This is a genomic window from Neorhizobium sp. CSC1952 (genome assembly GCF_030378245.1).
Classification (GTDB): Bacteria; Pseudomonadota; Alphaproteobacteria; order Rhizobiales; family Rhizobiaceae; genus Neorhizobium; species Neorhizobium oryzae_A.
Genome location: NZ_CP128416.1, coordinates 3,807,084 through 3,823,182, shown reverse-complemented (window position 1 = coordinate 3,823,182; position 16,099 = coordinate 3,807,084). Strand labels below are relative to the sequence as shown.

Here is a 16,099-nt window from a genome sequence, read left to right as displayed (position 1 = left end):
CCAGCAACCGAGTCCCGAGGCCTCAAGCAGCGTGAACCGTGCCCTTCGATTGATCCGGCGCCGCGCGATCAGCAGCATTCCCGTGCTGCTGATCGTCATCGTTCTCACCTTTCTGCTGCTCGAATCGGCCTCCGGCGATGCGGTCGACGCCTATCTGCTCTCGATCGGCGGCGGGGACGCTACGGTCGCGCAATCGCTGCGGCAGGCTTACGGCCTCGACCAGTCCATGCCGGCGCGGCTCTGGCTCTATGTCTCGTCGCTGGCGAAGCTCGATCTCGGCTGGTCGGTCGCCTTCGGCCGGCCGGTGCGCGACCTGATCCTCGAACGCCTGCCGAACACATTGCTCCTGATGGGCAGCGCCACGGCACTCTCGTTCGGGCTCGGCTCGGCGCTCGGCATTCTCGCCGGCGCGAAACCGGAGAGCCTGCGGGACCGAGCGCTCTCGACCGTTTCCCTGATCCTTTACGCGATCCCGAGCTTCTGGCTCGGCCTGGTGCTCAGCATCATCTTTGCGGTACAGCTTCGCTGGCTTCCCACCTCCGGCATCGAAACCATCGCGTCGGGAAAAACCGGCCTCGCCCGCGCTGCAGACATCGCCGCACATCTCGTGCTGCCGGTCGCAGCACTTGCCCTCATCTACATGGCGCTCTTCCTGCGCGTCACGCGTGCCGGCATGGCGGAGGTCTGGCGGCTCGATTTCGTGCTCTTCGCGCGCTCGAAGGGGCTTTCCCGCGCCCGCATCGTGCTGCGCCACGTGGCGCGCAATGCATTGCTGCCGCTCGTGACCATGCTCGGCCTGCAATCGGCCGCCATGCTCGGCGGCAGCGTCGTCATCGAAAGCATTTTTGCCATCCCCGGCTTCGGCCGCCTGGCGCAGGAGGCCGTCAGCGGTCGCGACGCACCGCTCCTGATGGGCATCATCGTCGTCAGCGCCGTGCTCGTCATCTGCGTCAACCTGGTGGTCGATATCGTCTATGCCGCGCTCGACCCGCGCGTGGGCGCCTCGGAGAGCGGCTGATGAGGTTGATTCGAAATCTCATCAGAACGCCGGAAGGCGTGATCGGGCTTGGCATTTTGGCTCTCCTGGTGCTGATCGCTCTCCTCGCACCCGCGCTCTCTCCCGGCGACCCGCTGAGGATTGCCGCGCGCCCGCTGCTCCCACCCTTCACCGACGTCAATTTCCCGCTTGGCACAGATCGTCTCGGCCGCGACGTGCTTGCCGGCATCATCCACGGCACACGCACCTCACTTGCGGTCGGGATCGCAGCGGCGCTCGCCGCGATCGCAATCGGCCTCTGCGTCGGGCTGGCGGCCGGCTTTGCCGGAGGGCTGGTCGACGAAGCGCTGATGCGTGTGGTCGATGCTTTCCAGATCGTCCCGAGCTTTCTGCTGGCGCTCGCCTTCGTCAGCGTCATCGGCGCCTCGGTGCCCGTCGTCGTGCTTGCGATCGCGCTCGGTGCATGGGCCGATCCGGCGCGGCTGACACGCGCCCAGGTGCTCTCGATCCGCGAACGGGATTATATCGCGTCGGCGCGGGTGATCGGCATGCATCCTGCTGAAATCGCCTTCAAGGAAATCCTGCCGAACGCGCTGCCGCCCGTTCTGGCGCTCTCCGCCATCATCGTCGCGGCTGCGATCCTCACCGAGGCGGCCCTCTCCTTCCTAGGCCTCGGCGATCCGAATGTGGTCACCTGGGGTTCGATGATCGCAGAAGGCCGCAATATCCTGGGCTCTTCGCCGTCGCTGTCGATCTTTCCCGGCATTGCGCTGGTGGTGACGGTCGTCGGCGTCTATCTCTTCAGTGAAGGCCTCACCAATGCGCTTGCCGGACGAAGGAGCGAAGCATGAGCGTGCTTTGCGAAATCGGAAACCTTTCGGTCACCTATCGCGGCCAGAAGATACCGGCGCTGAAAGGCATCGACCTTGACGTCATTGCCGGGGAGCGCCTGGCGATCATTGGCGAAAGCGGCTCCGGCAAAAGCACGTTGGCCCGTGCCGTTGCGGGGCTCTTGCCATCCGGCTCGGTGACGAGCGGCGGAATGCGCTGGTCGTCTGGTCATCCGCTTCAGCCCGGACGCGATCTCGGCTTCGTCTTCCAGGACCCGTCCGCCAGCCTCAATCCGGTGCTGACGATCGGCGAACAGGTCGCCGAAGGCGCCCGCCGGCATCTCGGGCTTTCATGGAACAGGGCCTATTCCCGGGCGCTGGACATGCTGGAACGGGTCCATATTCCTGAGCCCGACAAGGCACTCAAGGCGTTTCCGCATCAGCTTTCGGGCGGCCAGCGCCAGCGGGTTGCGATCGCGGCCGCACTTGCGGCAAAACCCGGCTTCCTCATCGCCGACGAGGCGACCAGCGCGCTCGACATGGTGGTTCAAGCCGAGATCGTCTCGCTGCTCGACGAGCTCGTCCGCGAAGCCGGGATGACCCTGCTCTTCATCACGCACGACATCGCGCTTGCGTCGGGCTTCGCCGACCGGGTGGCGATCTTCAAGGATGGCTGCCTGGTCGAATCCGGCCTGACGGCCACCGTCCTGGCGACGCCTCAGGAAACCTATACGAAAGCGCTGATCGCCAGCCACCGCGATCTCTCCACGCCGCCCCTTGTCCGTGAGGTGGCATCATGACGCTGCTGTCGGTCGAAAATCTCTCCAAACGTTTTTCCTCGGGCGGTCGCCAGGTCGCAGCGCTCCACGATGTCTCCTTCATGCTTGCGGCGGGGGAGACGCTCGGGCTCGTCGGCGCCTCCGGCAGCGGAAAATCGACCCTTGCCCGCATCCTCATGCGGTTGATCTCCGCCGATGCCGGGAGGATCCGCTTCGACGGCGAAGACTGGCTTGCGCTTACCGGACCTGAACTGCGTCGCCGGCGTGCGAAAATGCAGATGGTGTTCCAGGACGTGCTCGGCGCCTTCAACCCGCGCGCCACGGTCGCGTCCGTGCTGGATGATCCGCTGCGCATCCACGGCATCGTGCCGAAAAACGAAAGACCGAAGGAGATCGCCACGCTGCTCGACCGCGTCGGTCTGCCGGCGAGCTATGCGGAACGCTCCATCCGTGAAGTCTCCGGCGGCCAGAGGCAGCGGATCGCGATCGCCCGCGCCATCGCCACCCGGCCGTCGCTGGTCGTCCTCGACGAAGCCGTCTCGGCGCTCGATGTCTCGATCCGGGGAAAGATCCTCGAACTGCTCGTCGAGTTGCAAGAGGAGCGCGGTATCGCCTATCTCTTCGTCTCGCATGATCTCGCCGTGCTGCGCGCCGTCTCGCACCGGATCGCCGTTATGGATGCCGGGCGCCTGGTGGAAACCGGAACCGCTCGCCAGGTGATCGACAATCCGCAATCCTCGGCAGCGCGGGCGCTGATCGCCGCCGTGCCGCGCTTTGCTACCGGGACATCTGCCGGAATTTCGGAAGGACACGACTCATGACGCTTGACCGCTGGCATCCGCTGAACGACGTGCCCGCCTTTCCCGCCGCCCGCTACGCCTCGGTCGCCGACAGGATCGGCAGGATCTTGAAGACACGCAACGACGTGCTGCTGATCCAGTCGGAAGCGGTCGTGGCGCTGGAAGCAGTCGCCGCGAGCCTCGCGCGGCCGGGCCTGAAGGCGGTCAACATCGTCACCAGCCTCTACGGCGGCTGGTTCGGCAACTGGCTGCGGCGAGGCGGTGCCGATGTCGTCAGTCTCGCGGCCGAGCCGGCGCGTCCCATAGAACTTGACGCGGTCGAGGCGGCGCTCAATGCCCATCCGGACGTGAGCGTTCTTGCCCTTGTGCACGCCGAATCGGCAAGCGGCATCCGCAATCCCCTGGAAGAGATCGCGACGCTTGCGCGGGCCCGCGGCATCGTGACGGTGGTCGATGCGGTGGCTTCGGTCGGCGGCCATGCGCTTAATGTCGATGAACTCGGCATCGACATCGCCGTCATCGGCCCGCAGAAGGCGCTGGCTGGTCCCGCCGGACTTTCGGCCATTTCCGTCAGCCCGGCCGCCTGGGAGCTGATTTCCAGGCAAGGCGGCCCAAGAGATTCCATTCTCTCGCTTATCGACCAGAGGGCCTGGCTCGACACCGGGCGCGGCGTGTTGCCGGGAACCACCGCGCCGCTGGAATTCTTCGCGCTCGAAGCGGCCCTGGATCGGGTCGAGGCGGAAGGCGTAGATCAGATTGTCGCCCGGCATGTTCGCGCCGCGAGGGCGACACGCGCCGCACTGGCCGCCTTGGGTGCCGAGTTGTGGGTGGACTCCACCAAGGCGTCGAACCTGGTGACGACCGCCGGACTTCCGGCCGGAGCCGATATGACCGCACTCCTCGCCGTTGCCCCGCGCGTCATGGAGCTTTCCGCCGGCATCGGACCGGGTGCCGAACGGCTGGTCCGGCTGAACCATACCGGCCGGCGCGCCCGCTTCGACAGCGTGCTCGGCAATGTCACGGCTTTCGGGATGGGCCTGCGAAGGCTCGGCTTCAAAGCGGATATCGCCGCAGCGGTCGATGCCATCGCCCTCCACTACGGCGACTGACTACAGCATCGTGCTTACCGAAAATCGGAATCGATTTTCGGTAAGCACGATGCGTAGATTCAATAAGTTAGAGCGTCCTTTGTGCGTCCGTTCGGACGCACGGCGCTCTAAAAGGCTTTCCCGATCAGCCAGTCGCGGGCGATGGCCTCGTCCTCGGGACCGATGCCGTGGTTCGCATCGAGCTTTCGCGCCGTAACCTCCGCGCCCGCCGCGCGAAGCCGGTCTTCCAGCTCGGCCGCGAGAGACCCGTAGAAATCGTCGGTCGCGCTGAGCGACAGGACCTCGGCATCGGAAAGATCGACCTGCGGCCTTGCCTCCAGGCAGTTCATGGAGCGCAGCAGCACGGCCTTGCGGATCATTCCGGGATGAAGCTGCATGACCGCGGCGATCATGTTGCCGCCGTTCGACCAGCCGACGAAAGCCGTCCGGTCCGGGTCGACGCCATAGGCCGGGCCGATATCCTCCACGAAGGCGGCGAAGGCTTCCGCTTCGGAAGCAATCTCCTTCTGGTCGAACGTCGTCTCGGTGAAACGGCGGAAGTAGCGTGGATGCCCCTCGTCAGTGGACCGTCCCCGGACGCCGATCAGCATCGCGTTGGGCGCAGCCTTGCGCCCGAACGGCAGCATGGTCGTCTCGTTGCCGCCTGAGCCGTGCAACAGGACCAGCGTCGAACCGTCCCATTCGTCCGGCATGTGGATGCGATGCACGAAAGGCAGGTCGCGATAGGTGATGCGCTCCTCGCCCGGCAGGCCGAATTGCGGCAGCATGACCCGGAGAACGTCGTGGTCCTCCTTGAAATGCGCGGGGATGAAAAGCTTGCTGCCGAGTGTCTCCAGCGGCTCGTCGATCGTAAAACCGGGGCCGTCGGTCGCAAGCTCTATCAGCGTGCCGGCCGGCTCACGCACATAAAGCGAGTAGAAATAATGCCGGTCGTGTATGTTGATCTCGCCGCGATCTTCCGTCTGAAGAGCCACATGCACCGCCTCCACATGGGCCCGGTCGGGGGCCCGGAAGGCGATATGGTCGATCGTCCCGGTGCCCGGCGCGGCGGTCCAGAACCCGCCGGCGTCACGGATGTCGACGATATCCCGCGCTTCGGAGATCAGCCGCTGGATATTGCCCTCCCTTGGCCCGGGCGTAAGCCCCATGTGGCGGGTCAGGAAGTCCGCGGTCTCGTCCGGTTTCTCGGAAAGGACCGTTGCGCCGCGCAGCCGTCTGATTGCATCCGCCTCCGCAATCCCGCCGCCCTGCCACCAGACCCAGGGTGCCGTCTCCTCGACCCCGACCAGCTTGACGATGATGCCGTCCGGATCGGTCAATCTCAGCACTGTTTCCCCGAACTCCTGAACCGGACCGCTGAGCTTGACGTTGAACTGCAACGCCCGTGTCAGCCAGAAGCCGATCGCCTCCGGCGCGATCGAAAAGCTGATCTCGCTCGGCGCGCCATGCCCGACCCGCCCCAGCGAGCCATCCTCCCAGGCAAGGAAAGTCACCAGAGAACCCGGCGAAGCCGCGCCGTCGCCGTAGAACAGGTGGAGCTGGCGGGCGTCCTCGAACCCCGCCGTCCGCTTGACCAGCCTCAGCCCCAGGAAACCGGCATAGAAATCCACGTTCGCCTGGATCTTGCGGGTAATGGCGGTGATGTGGTGCAGGCCGCTCGTCATGAAGAGATCTCCTAAGCCGCCTGGACGGTCTTGATGCGCTCGATGCCGCCGACGATCGGGGCGAAGTCCTGCCAGACCCCTTGGGCGCCCTTCTGCCATTCCTCGAAGGCTTCCGGCTTCAGGAGCTTACCACCGTTCTTGAGCGACTGCTCGACGGACTTCGCTTCGTCCTCGACGATGAGCTGGTTGAAATAGGCGGCACCTTCACGGGAGGCGTCGAGGAACACGGCTTTCTGCCCGTCGTCGAGCTGGTTCCAGAAACCGGCGGCGTAGAAGATCACGCCGGACGCCCAGATATGACCCGTCTCCGTCATGTAGGGCACGACCTCGTAAAGCTTGAAGCCCGCATAGGCCGACTTGGTGAGGTCCATCGCGTCGGCCACACCGGTCGACAGCGCATTGTAGGTCTCGGTGATCGGGATGCCGACCGGGGCGGTGCCGAAAGCGCTCCACAGCTTGGTGTGCAACGGGCTCTGGATGACCCGGATCTTCTTGCCGTTGAGCTGCTCGGGACGGGTGACCGGCTCCTTGGTGAGCAGATGCCGGGCGCCATAGTTGATGAAGTCCCCGACCACGAAATTCTGGGCTGCGAGCTTCTGCTTCAGGTCGGCGCCGATATCGCCGTCGACCGTCTTGCGGACATGGTCGTCGTCGCGAAACAGGAACGGCAGGTCGAGGAGTTGCAGCTCCGGCACCCAGCCGGATAGTGAGGAGACGGTGGAGAGGCTGGCGTGGATCGAGCCGAGGCGCGCGCCTTCGGCGACTTCCTTCTCGCCGCCGAGCGCGCCGTTCCTGACGATGTTGAACCTGAACTGGCCGGGCAATCTGGCCTCCACCAGTTCACCGATCTTCACCCAGATCCTGGTCTCCGGCTTGTCGTCGCCGAGCAGCGAGGCGACGGTGATCGTCGTGGTGCGGGCAGCTGCGGTGCGAACGAACGCGGGTGTCGCAAGAGCGGCACCGGTTGCGGCGGCGGTCTTCAAAAGCGTGCGACGGTTGAGGTTTTGCATGTCCAAGGTCCCCGAAACAAGAAGCGTTAGAAGATGACAGCCCAGGCGCAGAGGATCGCCAGGGAAACGAGCAAAGCGAAAAGGTAGGGCACGACGGCGCGGAAGAGCGCGGTTGCCGGAACGCGGGTGACGCCGCTGACGACGAAGATCAGCATGCCGAGCGGCGGCGTCAGCCCGTGGATCATCAGGTTGACGACGAGGATGACCCCGAAATGGATCGGGTCGATGCCGGCGGAAACGGCGGCCGGCAGCAGGATCGGCCCGAACAGCAGGATCGCCGCGCCGATATCGAGCACCAGGCCGACGACCAGCAAGATGACGTTCGAGAGAACGAGAACCGCAAGCGCGCTGCCGCCGAGCACGGTCACGAAGTCCGAGACGAGGCCTGAAACGTCGTCGACTGCGAGCAGGAAGGCGAAGGGACCCGCCGTACCGATCAGCAGGCCGATCGCCGCAGCCTCCGTCGCCGCCTGCCGGAAGGAGGCAAGCAGCGAACCGAAGCCGAGCCGCGCCCAGCCCCCCAGCAAAAGCGTGTAGAGCGCCGCGAGCGCTGCCGCCTCCGTCGTCGTGACGATGCCGATGCGGATGCCGATCACCACGATGATGCCGAGGCCGAAAGCAGGAATGGCGGAGACGGCCGCCTGCCAGCGATCTCCGGCCGTCACGCGCGGCTCGGTCGCCTGTTCCCGCACCGTCAGGTGGATGGCGACCGCCAGGCAGACCGCCATCAGCCCGCCGGCGAAGAAGCCGCCGACCAGCAGCGAACCGACCGATAGATTGGTGGCGGCAGCCAGGATCAGGAAGGCGATCGAGGGGGGAATGACATTGTCCAGCACCGATGTCGCCGCGATGATGGCACCCGCCCGGGCAGGCGGATAGCCGTGCCTGACGAGTTCAGGCTGGAAGGTCGAGGCTCCGAAGGCGGCATTGGCGACGGACGATCCGGACGCGCCGGAGAAGAGCACGCTGGTGAGCAGCGTCGTCTGCGCCAGCCCGGCGCGGCGATGGCCGACCATCGAGGCTGCGAAGCGCACGAGCTGGTTGGCGACGCCGGAAGAGGTCAGAAGCCCGCCGGCGAGCAGGAAGAAGGGGATGGCAAGCAGCAGGAACTTCGACATGCCGGTGACGGTGGTCGAGACGATCGCCGGCTCCGGCAGGCTGCTGCCGAAGGCGATCGCCACATAGGCGGCGGCCAGGAAGGCATGCGCCAGCGGTGCGGCCAGCACCAGGCCGAGCGCCGCCGTCAGCGCCAGGAACAGGCTCGGCGGCAATCCGCTGTCGACGAAGATGTCCGGCACGCCGAAATAAACCGCCGCGCCGATCGCCAGGGAAACCGCGATGCCGAGGGTCCTGCCGTCGGCGATCCGCTGCAGCAGCAGAACCAGGAGGATCAGCCCGCCACCCGCCCCGAGAAGGCCGAAGCGGATCCATTCCGGCACGCCCAATGTCGGCGAGACGCCGCCGAGCATGGTCATGATCTCCGCCCCGCCGAAGACCAGGATCAGCGCTGCGACGACCGTGAAGACATCCGCCAGCACCCGCGCCGCCGGTACCAGCCGCGCGGGCAGAATGCGCACGAAAACGTCGAGCCGCATCGCCAGCGCGCTGTTCAGGCTAAGCGGAGCGGCGAGCGAAATCAGCGCCACATGCAGCCAGATGCCGAGGTCCTCTGAACCGATCAGGCCCGTATTGAAGACATAGCGCAGCAGCACGTTCACCAGAACGACAGCCAACAGCACCGCAAGGATAAGCGCCGCAAGCGTGCCGAGAACCGTTTCGACAGCCCTCAATGCGACGACGATCAAGCGAGGGCGGAAAACCGGCGTAGCGATGTCCGGTTGACTGACTGTCACCATTCCAACTCCGGCACGAGCAAAATACATCCGACCGCCATGTCGCGATCGGAAAACCCGCCGGCGCAAAGGAAAATGCCCGCCGGTTCTGCCTTTTCGCCCAGTCGGGAAAATTCCTCAAGCACGGATATGCTGAACACGCGCCGATGGTGGAAATTCCATCGTCACACCGGCCTGAAAAAGAGGCAACGATTGCCGCGTTTTTGACCCAAATCTGTTGACTGATCACCTTCGTTGTGCACGCTAGCTGGTGCACGAATCTTCATCTCATAACCGCCGTGTTCCCGGATAAGCTTTATCCGGGCCAGTGATTCATTTTTGGAATAAAACCGTGAGCAGCGATGCGACAGTTCGCGCCGCGAAGCCTTCGGCTTCGCTTGCGCTGGTGAAGGCAGCAGGCTGGGGCAAGGGCCTCTCGATCCTGACCCGCATCACCGTCATGGCCTTCCGCCACCCCTGGCAATCGGGCTTCGCGATCGGCGCGACCCTCGTCGCCTCCACTTTCCAGCTCATGATCCCGCAGCTTCTGGGACAGGCGGTCGATCACACGCAGGTGTTTTTGACGGGCGGCGATGCCGGCCAGGCGGCGCAGGATGCGTTGCTGACCACCGCCCTCCTTCTGCTCGGCGCAAGCGTGCTGCGCGGCATCTTCACGCTCATCCAGAACTATTACAGCGAGGCGGTCGGTCACCACATGGGCTACCGGCTGAGGCTCGCCTGTTACGAGAAGATCCAGCGTCTTTCCTTCAGCTTCCACGACAGCATGCATTCGGGCGACCTGATCACGGTCGGTCTGCTCGACCTCGAAGGCGTGCGCATGTATTTCTCGACAGCCCTGATACGCATGGTGTTGCTCACCATGCTGATCGGCATCGGCGCCTATCTGCTGCTCTCGACCGATCTCGTGCTCGGCCTGCTGGCGTTGAGCTTCGTGCCTTTCGTCGGCTGGCGCTCGTCCGTCACGCAGCTTCGCCTGCGCGCCACCTGGCTCGACCTCCAGGAGCGGCTTTCGGTTCTGACCCGCGTCATGGAAGAGAATCTCGGCGGCATCCGTGTGGTGCGCGCCTTTGCCGCCCAGGAACACGAACTCGACAAGTTCGAAACCGCGTCCAAGAGTGCCGTATCGCTGGCGCATCGGCGCGTCGGCATCCGCGTCGCCAATACCAGCGCCATGACCTTCTCCTTCTTCGCGGCGATGGGCCTCGTGCTCTGGGTCGGCGGCGGCAAGGTGATGGCCGGCGAGATGACGGTGGGCACGCTTACCTCCTTCCTCACCTTCATGACCATCCTGCAGATGCCGGTGCGCCAGCTCGGGCTGATGGTGAACGCGTTTGCCCGCGCCTCCACCTGCGGCGCCCGCCTTTTCGAGCTGCTCGACCTCGACCTCGCCATCAAGGACGAGAAGGACGCCAGGGAGCTGAAGGTCACCGACGGCACGCTGCGCTTCGAACACGTGGACTTCGCCTATCCGAGTGCCGAAAAGCATCAGGTGCTGACTGACATCACATTCGAAGCCAGGCGCGGCGAGACGATCGGCATCGTCGGTCCGCCCGGCAGCGGCAAATCCACCCTCGCCCACCTGATCCCCCGCTTCTACGACGTCACCGGCGGCAAGATCACCATCGACGGGCAGGACATCCGCCACGCGACGCTGCAGTCGCTGCGCCGCTCCGTCGCGGTCGTGCAGCAGGATTCGTTCCTGTTCACCACGACGATCGAGAACAACATTGCCTATGGCGACCCCTGGGCCAAGGAAGCCCGCATCGAGCGCGCCAGCGAAAGCGCCCAGCTCCACAATTACGTGCTCGGCCTGCCGACCGGCTACGGCACGGTTGTCGGCGAGCGCGGCGTCTCCCTCTCGGGCGGCCAGCGTCAGCGCCTGTCGATCGCCCGTGCGCTGATGCTCAGACCCGCCGTGATGGTCTTCGACGACTCGACCGCCGCGATCGATGCCGGCACCGAGCAGCGCATCCGCAGCGCCATGCGCAGGTATGCCGCCGACCGCGTGACGATCATCGTCGCCCATCGCCTGAGCTCGCTCATGCATGCCGACCGGATCCTGTTCATGGAAAACGGCAGGGTCGTCGAGAGCGGCACCCATGAGGAATTGCTGGCGCTCGGCGGCCGCTACAAGGCGCTTTACGACCTGCAGGTCCGCCCTGGCGACGAAGTGCTGACGGCCTGAGGAAGGAATAGATACATGGCCGAGGAACTGGAAACCGAACGCTCCGACATCCGCGACGATGGCAGGCGCCCGCCCCGCGCGGTCGTCGGTTCGCACCGCATCGAAGAGGAGATCTTCGGCAAGGTCTTCGACGGCAACATCGTCAAGCGCATCTGGGCCTTCGTGCGCCCCTACAAGGTGAAGATTTACTGGGCCGTTTTGGCGGTGCTGACCTTCACCGCGATGCAGCTCATGATCCCGCTGATCATCCGTTACGCGATCGACCACGGCATGCAGCCGGGCAGCGTCGATCACAGCGTGCTCACCTGGTCGATCATTGCCTTCCTGGTGGCGATCCTGATCAATTTCGGCGCGAGCTACGTGCAGGAAACCCTCGTCGGCAATGTCGCCGAGGACGTGCTCTTCGATATCCGCAAGGCGATGTTCACGCATCTCCAGCGCGTCTCGCTCTCCTGGATGGACAAGACGGAAGTCGGCCGCCTGATGTCACGCCTGCAGGGCGATGTGAACTCGATGCAGGAATTCCTCGAAACCTCAGTGCTTTCGGTCGGCGATATCGCGCTGCTTTTCGGCATCGTTTTCGTGATGCTCACTCTTGACTTCAAGCTCGGCCTGCTGACGCTCTCGGCGCTCCCCGTGCTGTTCATCGTCCGCATCTTCTGGCTGCCGCGCGCGCGAAAATCCTTCATGGCGGCGCATGAGACGAATTCGGTGGCGAACGGTGCTTTGGCCGAAGCGATCCACGGCGTCCGTGCCGTGCAGAGCATGGACCGCGAGCGCGTCAACTTCATGCTCTACGACGACAAGGCGCACGCCAATCTGAAGACCCATCTGACGGCCGCGAAATATGCGCAGGTCATGGTGCCGATCGTGGATTCGCTGACCGGCCTTGCCATGGCGCTCGTGATCGTGGTCGGCGGCGCGCGCGTGCTGAACCAGGCGCTCGACGTCGGCGTCATGGTCGCCTTCCTCTTCTACATCCAGCGCTTCTTCGACCCGATCCGTTCGCTGACCCTGCAATATTCGGTCATGCAGCGCGCCATGGCCTCGGGCCAGCGGCTGACGGACGTGCTGGACGTGCCGGTCGACATCAAGGACGCGCCCGACGCCAAGGTGCTTTCACCCGACATGGACGGTTCGGTGGAGTTCCGCGACGTCGTCTTCGATTATAATCCGAAGCATCCGGTATTGAAGCACGTGAGCTTCAAGGTGAACCCCGGCGAAACGGTCGCGCTCGTCGGCCCGACGGGCTCCGGCAAGTCGAGCTGCATGTCGCTGATCCATCGTTTCTACGAGGTTCAGGGCGGCCAGGTCTTGGTCGGCGGCCACGATGTGCGCGACCTCACGCAGGATTCGCTCGGCCGCCAGATCGCCATGGTGCTGCAGGAGCCCTTCCTCTTCACCGGAACGGTGTTTGAGAACATCCGCTACCACAAGACCGACGCGACGCGCGAACAGGTGATCGAAGCGGCCAAGGCCGTCGGCGCTCATGACTTCATCATGCGCCTGCCCGACGGTTACGAGAGCATCCTCGGCCAGCGCGGCGGCAATCTTTCCCTTGGCCAGCGGCAGCTCATCAGCTTCGCCCGTGCGCTGGTGGCGGACGCGAAAATCCTCGTGCTGGACGAGGCGACCGCCAATATCGACAGCTATACGGAAATGCTGATCCAGAAAGCGCTGGTGAAGCTGCTCGAAGGCCGCACCGGTCTCGTGATCGCCCATCGCCTTGCGACGATCCGCGAAGCCGACCGCATCATCGTGCTGCAGAACGGCGAGCTGATCGAAAGCGGCAATCATCGCGAGCTGATGAAGAACGGCAAGCTCTATTCGAAGCTCTACAACCTCAACTACGCGTCCTTCGACGACATTCCCGAGGATGTGCTTGAGGAAGCGGTTACGGATTCGGCGACGTGACTCGGAAGCCTGAAAACTCGCTCCGACGTCATCCTCGGCCTTGTGCCGAGGATCCACAAACATTGATCAAAACTAAGCGCTAGCAGATCCTCGGCACAAGGCCGAGGATGACGTCGAGTAGGGGCGAGGCTCATCAGAACCTCCCAGGGAGCGCCTCAGCGCCGCTGGTTGTAGACGTCGACGCAGACGGCGCCGAGCAGCACCAGGCCCTTGATGACCTGCTGGTAGTCGATGCCGATGCCGAGGATCGACATGCCGTTGTTCATCACGCCCATCAGGAATGCGCCGATCACCGCGCCGGTCACCTTGCCGACGCCGCCATAGGCGGAGGCGCCGCCGATGAAGCAGGCGGCGATGACGTCCAGCTCGAAGCCGGCGCCGGCCTTCGGCGTAGCGCTATTGAGACGCGCGGCGACCACGAGCCCGCCGAGGGCTGCAAGCACGCCCATGTTGACGAAGGTGAAGAAGACCAGCCGCGTCGTCTTGATGCCGGAGAGCTCGGCCGCACGGGCATTGCCGCCGACCGCATAGATCTGCCGGCCGATCACCGTGCGGGTGGTCAGGAAACTATAGGCGGCGATCAGCACCGCCATGATGATCAGTACGTTCGGCATGCCGCGATGCGATGAGATCAGGAAGGCGATGTAGCCGACGCCTGCGAGAATCAGCAGGTTCTTGGCGACGAAGAAACCGAACGGTTCCGTCTCCACACCATGCGAAATGCGCCGTTTGCGGCCCGCGAGGTTTTGCATGATAAGGATGATCGCAAGCACCAGTCCGAGCAGGAAAGAGGTGATGTAGAGGCCGCCGGCCGACGAGATGAGCTCGACGACATAACCGGACGAAAGCTTCTGGAATATCGGCGGAAAGGGTCCGATCGCCTGGCTGCCGAGAATGGCGATCATCAGGCCGCGGAAGACCAGCATGCCCGCGAGCGTCACGATGAACGAGGGTATCTTGAAATAGGCGACGAAATAGCCCTGGATCGCGCCGATCAGGGCGCCGACCGCCAGGCAGGCAACGATGACCACGGCGAAATTCATGCCCAGTTTGACCATCATCAGCCCGGCGAGACCGCCGATGAAGCCCGCGACCGAACCCACCGACAGATCGATATGGCCTGTGACGATCACCATCAGCATGCCGAGCGCCATGATGACGATATAGCTGTTTTGCAGCACGATATTGGTGACGTTGAGCGGCTTCAGGAGAACGCCGCCCGTGGCGATCTGAAAGAAGACGACGATCGCGACCAGCGAGATCAGCATGCCGAAGTCACGTAGATTGTCCTTCAGAAAACCGGCCGCGCTCTGCGGCGCGGTAATTGCTTCCTGGGGCGTGCTCATTCTTCTCTCCCTTTGCGCCGCATGATGGCGCGCATGATATTTTCCTGCGTGGCTCCCTCGCCGGACACTTCGCCGACGAACGCACCTTCGTGCATGACCACGATACGGTCGCAGATGCCGATCAGCTCGGGCATTTCCGACGAGATCACGATCACCGCCTTGCCGGCATCGGCGAGTTCGTTGATGATCATGTAGATTTCATATTTTGCGCCGACATCGATGCCGCGCGTCGGCTCGTCCAGGATCAGCACTTCGGGTCCCGTGAACAGCCACTTCGACAATACCACTTTCTGCTGGTTACCGCCCGAAAGTTTGCCGGTTTCCTGGTAGACGTTGTGGCTGCGGATGCGCATGCGGCCGCGGAACTCCTGCGCCACCTTCATTTCCGCGATGTCGTCGATCACGCCGCGCGAGGAAACGCCGCCGAGATGGGCGAGCGAGACATTCTTGCGGATGTCTTCCGGCAGGATGAGGCCAAGCTGCTTGCGGTCCTCGGTCACATAGGCGAGGCCCGCCTTGATGGCCTTGTGGACGTCGGAAAGATCGAGTTCCTTGCCGTGCAGCTTGGCGGTACCTGTGATGTGGCGGCCCCAGGACCGGCCGAACAGGCTCATGGCGAATTCGGTGCGCCCGGCGCCCATCAGCCCGGATATGCCGACGATCTCGCCGGCTCGCACCTTGAGCGAGACATTCTTGACGACCTGCCGGTCGGAATGCATCGGATGATAGGCGGACCAGTTCTCGACTTCGAAAATGACGTCGCCGATCTTCGGCTCGCGCTTCGGATAACGGCTTTCGAGGTCGCGGTCGACCATGCGCCGCACGATCTCGTCCTCGTCCACGGGGCCGGCATGGCAATCGAGCGTACCGACCGTGCGGCCGTCGCGCAGCACGGTGATGCGGTCCGCGACTTCGGAAATCTCGTTGAGCTTGTGGGAGATCAGGATCGAGGTGATGCCGTGCGACCGGAACTCCTTGAGCAGTTCCAGAAGCGCCGCACTGTCCGTCTCGTTCAGCGAGGCGGTCGGCTCGTCGAGGATCAGGAGCCGCACGTCCTTCGACAGCGCCTTGGCGATCTCGACCAGCTGCTGCTTGCCCACGCCGATGTTGGTGATCAGCGTGTCCGGCTGTTCGCTGAGCCCCACCTTGGCGAGCAGTGCCTGGGTGCGCCTATGCCGTTCGCCGCGATCGATGATGCCGTGACGCGCCGGCGGATGGGTTAGGAAGATGTTTTCCGCGATCGACATCAGCGGGATCAGCGCCAGCTCCTGGTGGATGATGATGATGCCGAGCGCTTCGGAATTGTTGATGTTGTGGAAGTGCCGTTCCTCTCCGTCAAAGAGGATCGAACCTTCGTAGGAACCGTGCGGATAGACGCCCGACAGCACCTTCATCAAGGTCGATTTGCCGGCGCCGTTCTCGCCGACCAGCGCATGGATCTCGCCCTCTCTGACGGTGAAGCTGACATCCGAAAGCGCCTTCACGGCACCAAAGCTCTTCGAAATGCCGCGCATCTCGAGAATGGGCGGTTTCTCGGGAAGAGAGACGGGATCAAGCATGACGACTCCGAAACGATAAAGGCCGCGCGGCAGGCGAACCTGTCGCGCGGCTT

At 64.1% G+C, this 16,099-nt stretch carries 12 protein-coding genes; 7 read left to right on the top strand and 5 right to left on the bottom strand.

Annotation, left to right across the window (positions count from 1 at the left end; genetic code table 11):
• Positions 1-31: 31 nt before the first annotated feature.
• Genes QTA58_RS18590 through QTA58_RS18570 form a run of 5 tightly spaced genes read left to right on the top strand, consistent with a single transcriptional unit; the run spans position 32 to position 4,515 of the window.
• On the top strand, positions 32-1,018 hold the full coding sequence (locus QTA58_RS18590) for an ABC transporter permease (RefSeq protein WP_289670071.1): 987 nt from the start codon (positions 32-34) through the stop codon (positions 1,016-1,018).
• Complete coding sequence (locus QTA58_RS18585) at positions 1,018-1,848, top strand: ABC transporter permease (protein ID WP_289670068.1); 831 nt, start codon at positions 1,018-1,020, stop codon at positions 1,846-1,848. Before QTA58_RS18590 ends, QTA58_RS18585 begins: the two co-directional genes overlap by 1 nt.
• Positions 1,845-2,627 carry an ABC transporter ATP-binding protein gene (locus QTA58_RS18580; RefSeq protein WP_289670066.1) on the top strand — a complete coding sequence of 261 codons (783 nt, stop codon included), beginning with the start codon at positions 1,845-1,847 and terminating at the stop codon, positions 2,625-2,627. Before QTA58_RS18585 ends, QTA58_RS18580 begins: the two co-directional genes overlap by 4 nt.
• Entirely contained in the window at positions 2,624-3,427 is an 804-nt protein-coding gene (locus QTA58_RS18575; protein WP_289670065.1) for an ATP-binding cassette domain-containing protein, read from the top strand. Before QTA58_RS18580 ends, QTA58_RS18575 begins: the two co-directional genes overlap by 4 nt.
• Positions 3,424-4,515 carry an aminotransferase class V-fold PLP-dependent enzyme gene (locus QTA58_RS18570; protein WP_289670064.1) on the top strand — a complete coding sequence of 364 codons (1,092 nt, stop codon included), beginning with the start codon at positions 3,424-3,426 and terminating at the stop codon, positions 4,513-4,515. The genes QTA58_RS18575 and QTA58_RS18570 overlap by 4 nt, the downstream gene beginning before the upstream one ends.
• A gap of 107 nt (positions 4,516-4,622) precedes the next feature.
• Here the strand turns inward: QTA58_RS18570 and QTA58_RS18565 are convergent, their stop codons facing one another.
• Genes QTA58_RS18565 through QTA58_RS18555 form a run of 3 tightly spaced genes read right to left on the bottom strand, consistent with a single transcriptional unit; the run spans position 4,623 to position 9,045 of the window.
• Entirely contained in the window at positions 4,623-6,179 is a 1,557-nt protein-coding gene (locus tag QTA58_RS18565; protein WP_289670062.1) for a VOC family protein, read from the bottom strand.
• Between the two features lie 11 nt (positions 6,180-6,190).
• Positions 6,191-7,189, bottom strand: coding sequence for a TRAP transporter substrate-binding protein (locus QTA58_RS18560; protein ID WP_289670061.1), 999 nt, complete (start codon positions 7,187-7,189; stop codon positions 6,191-6,193).
• A gap of 26 nt (positions 7,190-7,215) precedes the next feature.
• A complete protein-coding gene (locus QTA58_RS18555) occupies positions 7,216-9,045 on the bottom strand; it encodes a TRAP transporter large permease subunit (RefSeq protein WP_289670060.1) in 1,830 nt (609 codons plus the stop codon).
• A 328-nt stretch (positions 9,046-9,373) separates the two neighbouring features.
• On the opposite strand from QTA58_RS18555, the gene QTA58_RS18550 reads away from it, so the two are divergent.
• On the top strand, positions 9,374-11,227 hold the full coding sequence (locus QTA58_RS18550; RefSeq protein WP_289670058.1) for an ABC transporter ATP-binding protein: 1,854 nt from the start codon (positions 9,374-9,376) through the stop codon (positions 11,225-11,227).
• Between the two features lie 15 nt (positions 11,228-11,242).
• Positions 11,243-13,141 (top strand): ABC transporter ATP-binding protein, encoded by a 1,899-nt coding sequence (locus QTA58_RS18545; protein ID WP_289670056.1) that lies wholly within the window; start codon positions 11,243-11,245, stop codon positions 13,139-13,141.
• Positions 13,142-13,296: 155 nt separating this feature from the next.
• Here QTA58_RS18545 and mmsB read toward each other — a convergent pair whose 3' ends face one another.
• Both mmsB and mmsA read right to left on the bottom strand, forming a co-directional pair.
• Complete coding sequence (gene mmsB / locus QTA58_RS18540; RefSeq protein ID WP_289670054.1) at positions 13,297-14,487, bottom strand: multiple monosaccharide ABC transporter permease; 1,191 nt, start codon at positions 14,485-14,487, stop codon at positions 13,297-13,299.
• Complete coding sequence (mmsA, locus tag QTA58_RS18535) at positions 14,484-16,046, bottom strand: multiple monosaccharide ABC transporter ATP-binding protein (protein WP_085424738.1); 1,563 nt, start codon at positions 16,044-16,046, stop codon at positions 14,484-14,486. The genes mmsB and mmsA overlap by 4 nt, the downstream gene beginning before the upstream one ends.
• Positions 16,047-16,099: the final 53 nt, after the last annotated feature.

Coding starts and splice junctions, on each gene's coding strand:
- QTA58_RS18580 (WP_289670066.1), top strand. CDS start 1,845: ATGAGCGTGCTTTGCGAAATCGGAAACCTTTCGGTCACCTATCGCGGC.
- QTA58_RS18560 (WP_289670061.1), bottom strand. CDS start 7,189: ATGCAAAACCTCAACCGTCGCACGCTTTTGAAGACCGCCGCCGCAACC.
- QTA58_RS18570 (WP_289670064.1), top strand. CDS start 3,424: ATGACGCTTGACCGCTGGCATCCGCTGAACGACGTGCCCGCCTTTCCC.
- QTA58_RS18545 (WP_289670056.1), top strand. CDS start 11,243: ATGGCCGAGGAACTGGAAACCGAACGCTCCGACATCCGCGACGATGGC.
- mmsA (WP_085424738.1), bottom strand. CDS start 16,046: ATGCTTGATCCCGTCTCTCTTCCCGAGAAACCGCCCATTCTCGAGATG.
- mmsB (WP_289670054.1), bottom strand. CDS start 14,487: ATGAGCACGCCCCAGGAAGCAATTACCGCGCCGCAGAGCGCGGCCGGT.
- QTA58_RS18555 (WP_289670060.1), bottom strand. CDS start 9,045: ATGGTGACAGTCAGTCAACCGGACATCGCTACGCCGGTTTTCCGCCCT.
- QTA58_RS18565 (WP_289670062.1), bottom strand. CDS start 6,179: ATGACGAGCGGCCTGCACCACATCACCGCCATTACCCGCAAGATCCAG.
- QTA58_RS18575 (WP_289670065.1), top strand. CDS start 2,624: ATGACGCTGCTGTCGGTCGAAAATCTCTCCAAACGTTTTTCCTCGGGC.
- QTA58_RS18585 (WP_289670068.1), top strand. CDS start 1,018: ATGAGGTTGATTCGAAATCTCATCAGAACGCCGGAAGGCGTGATCGGG.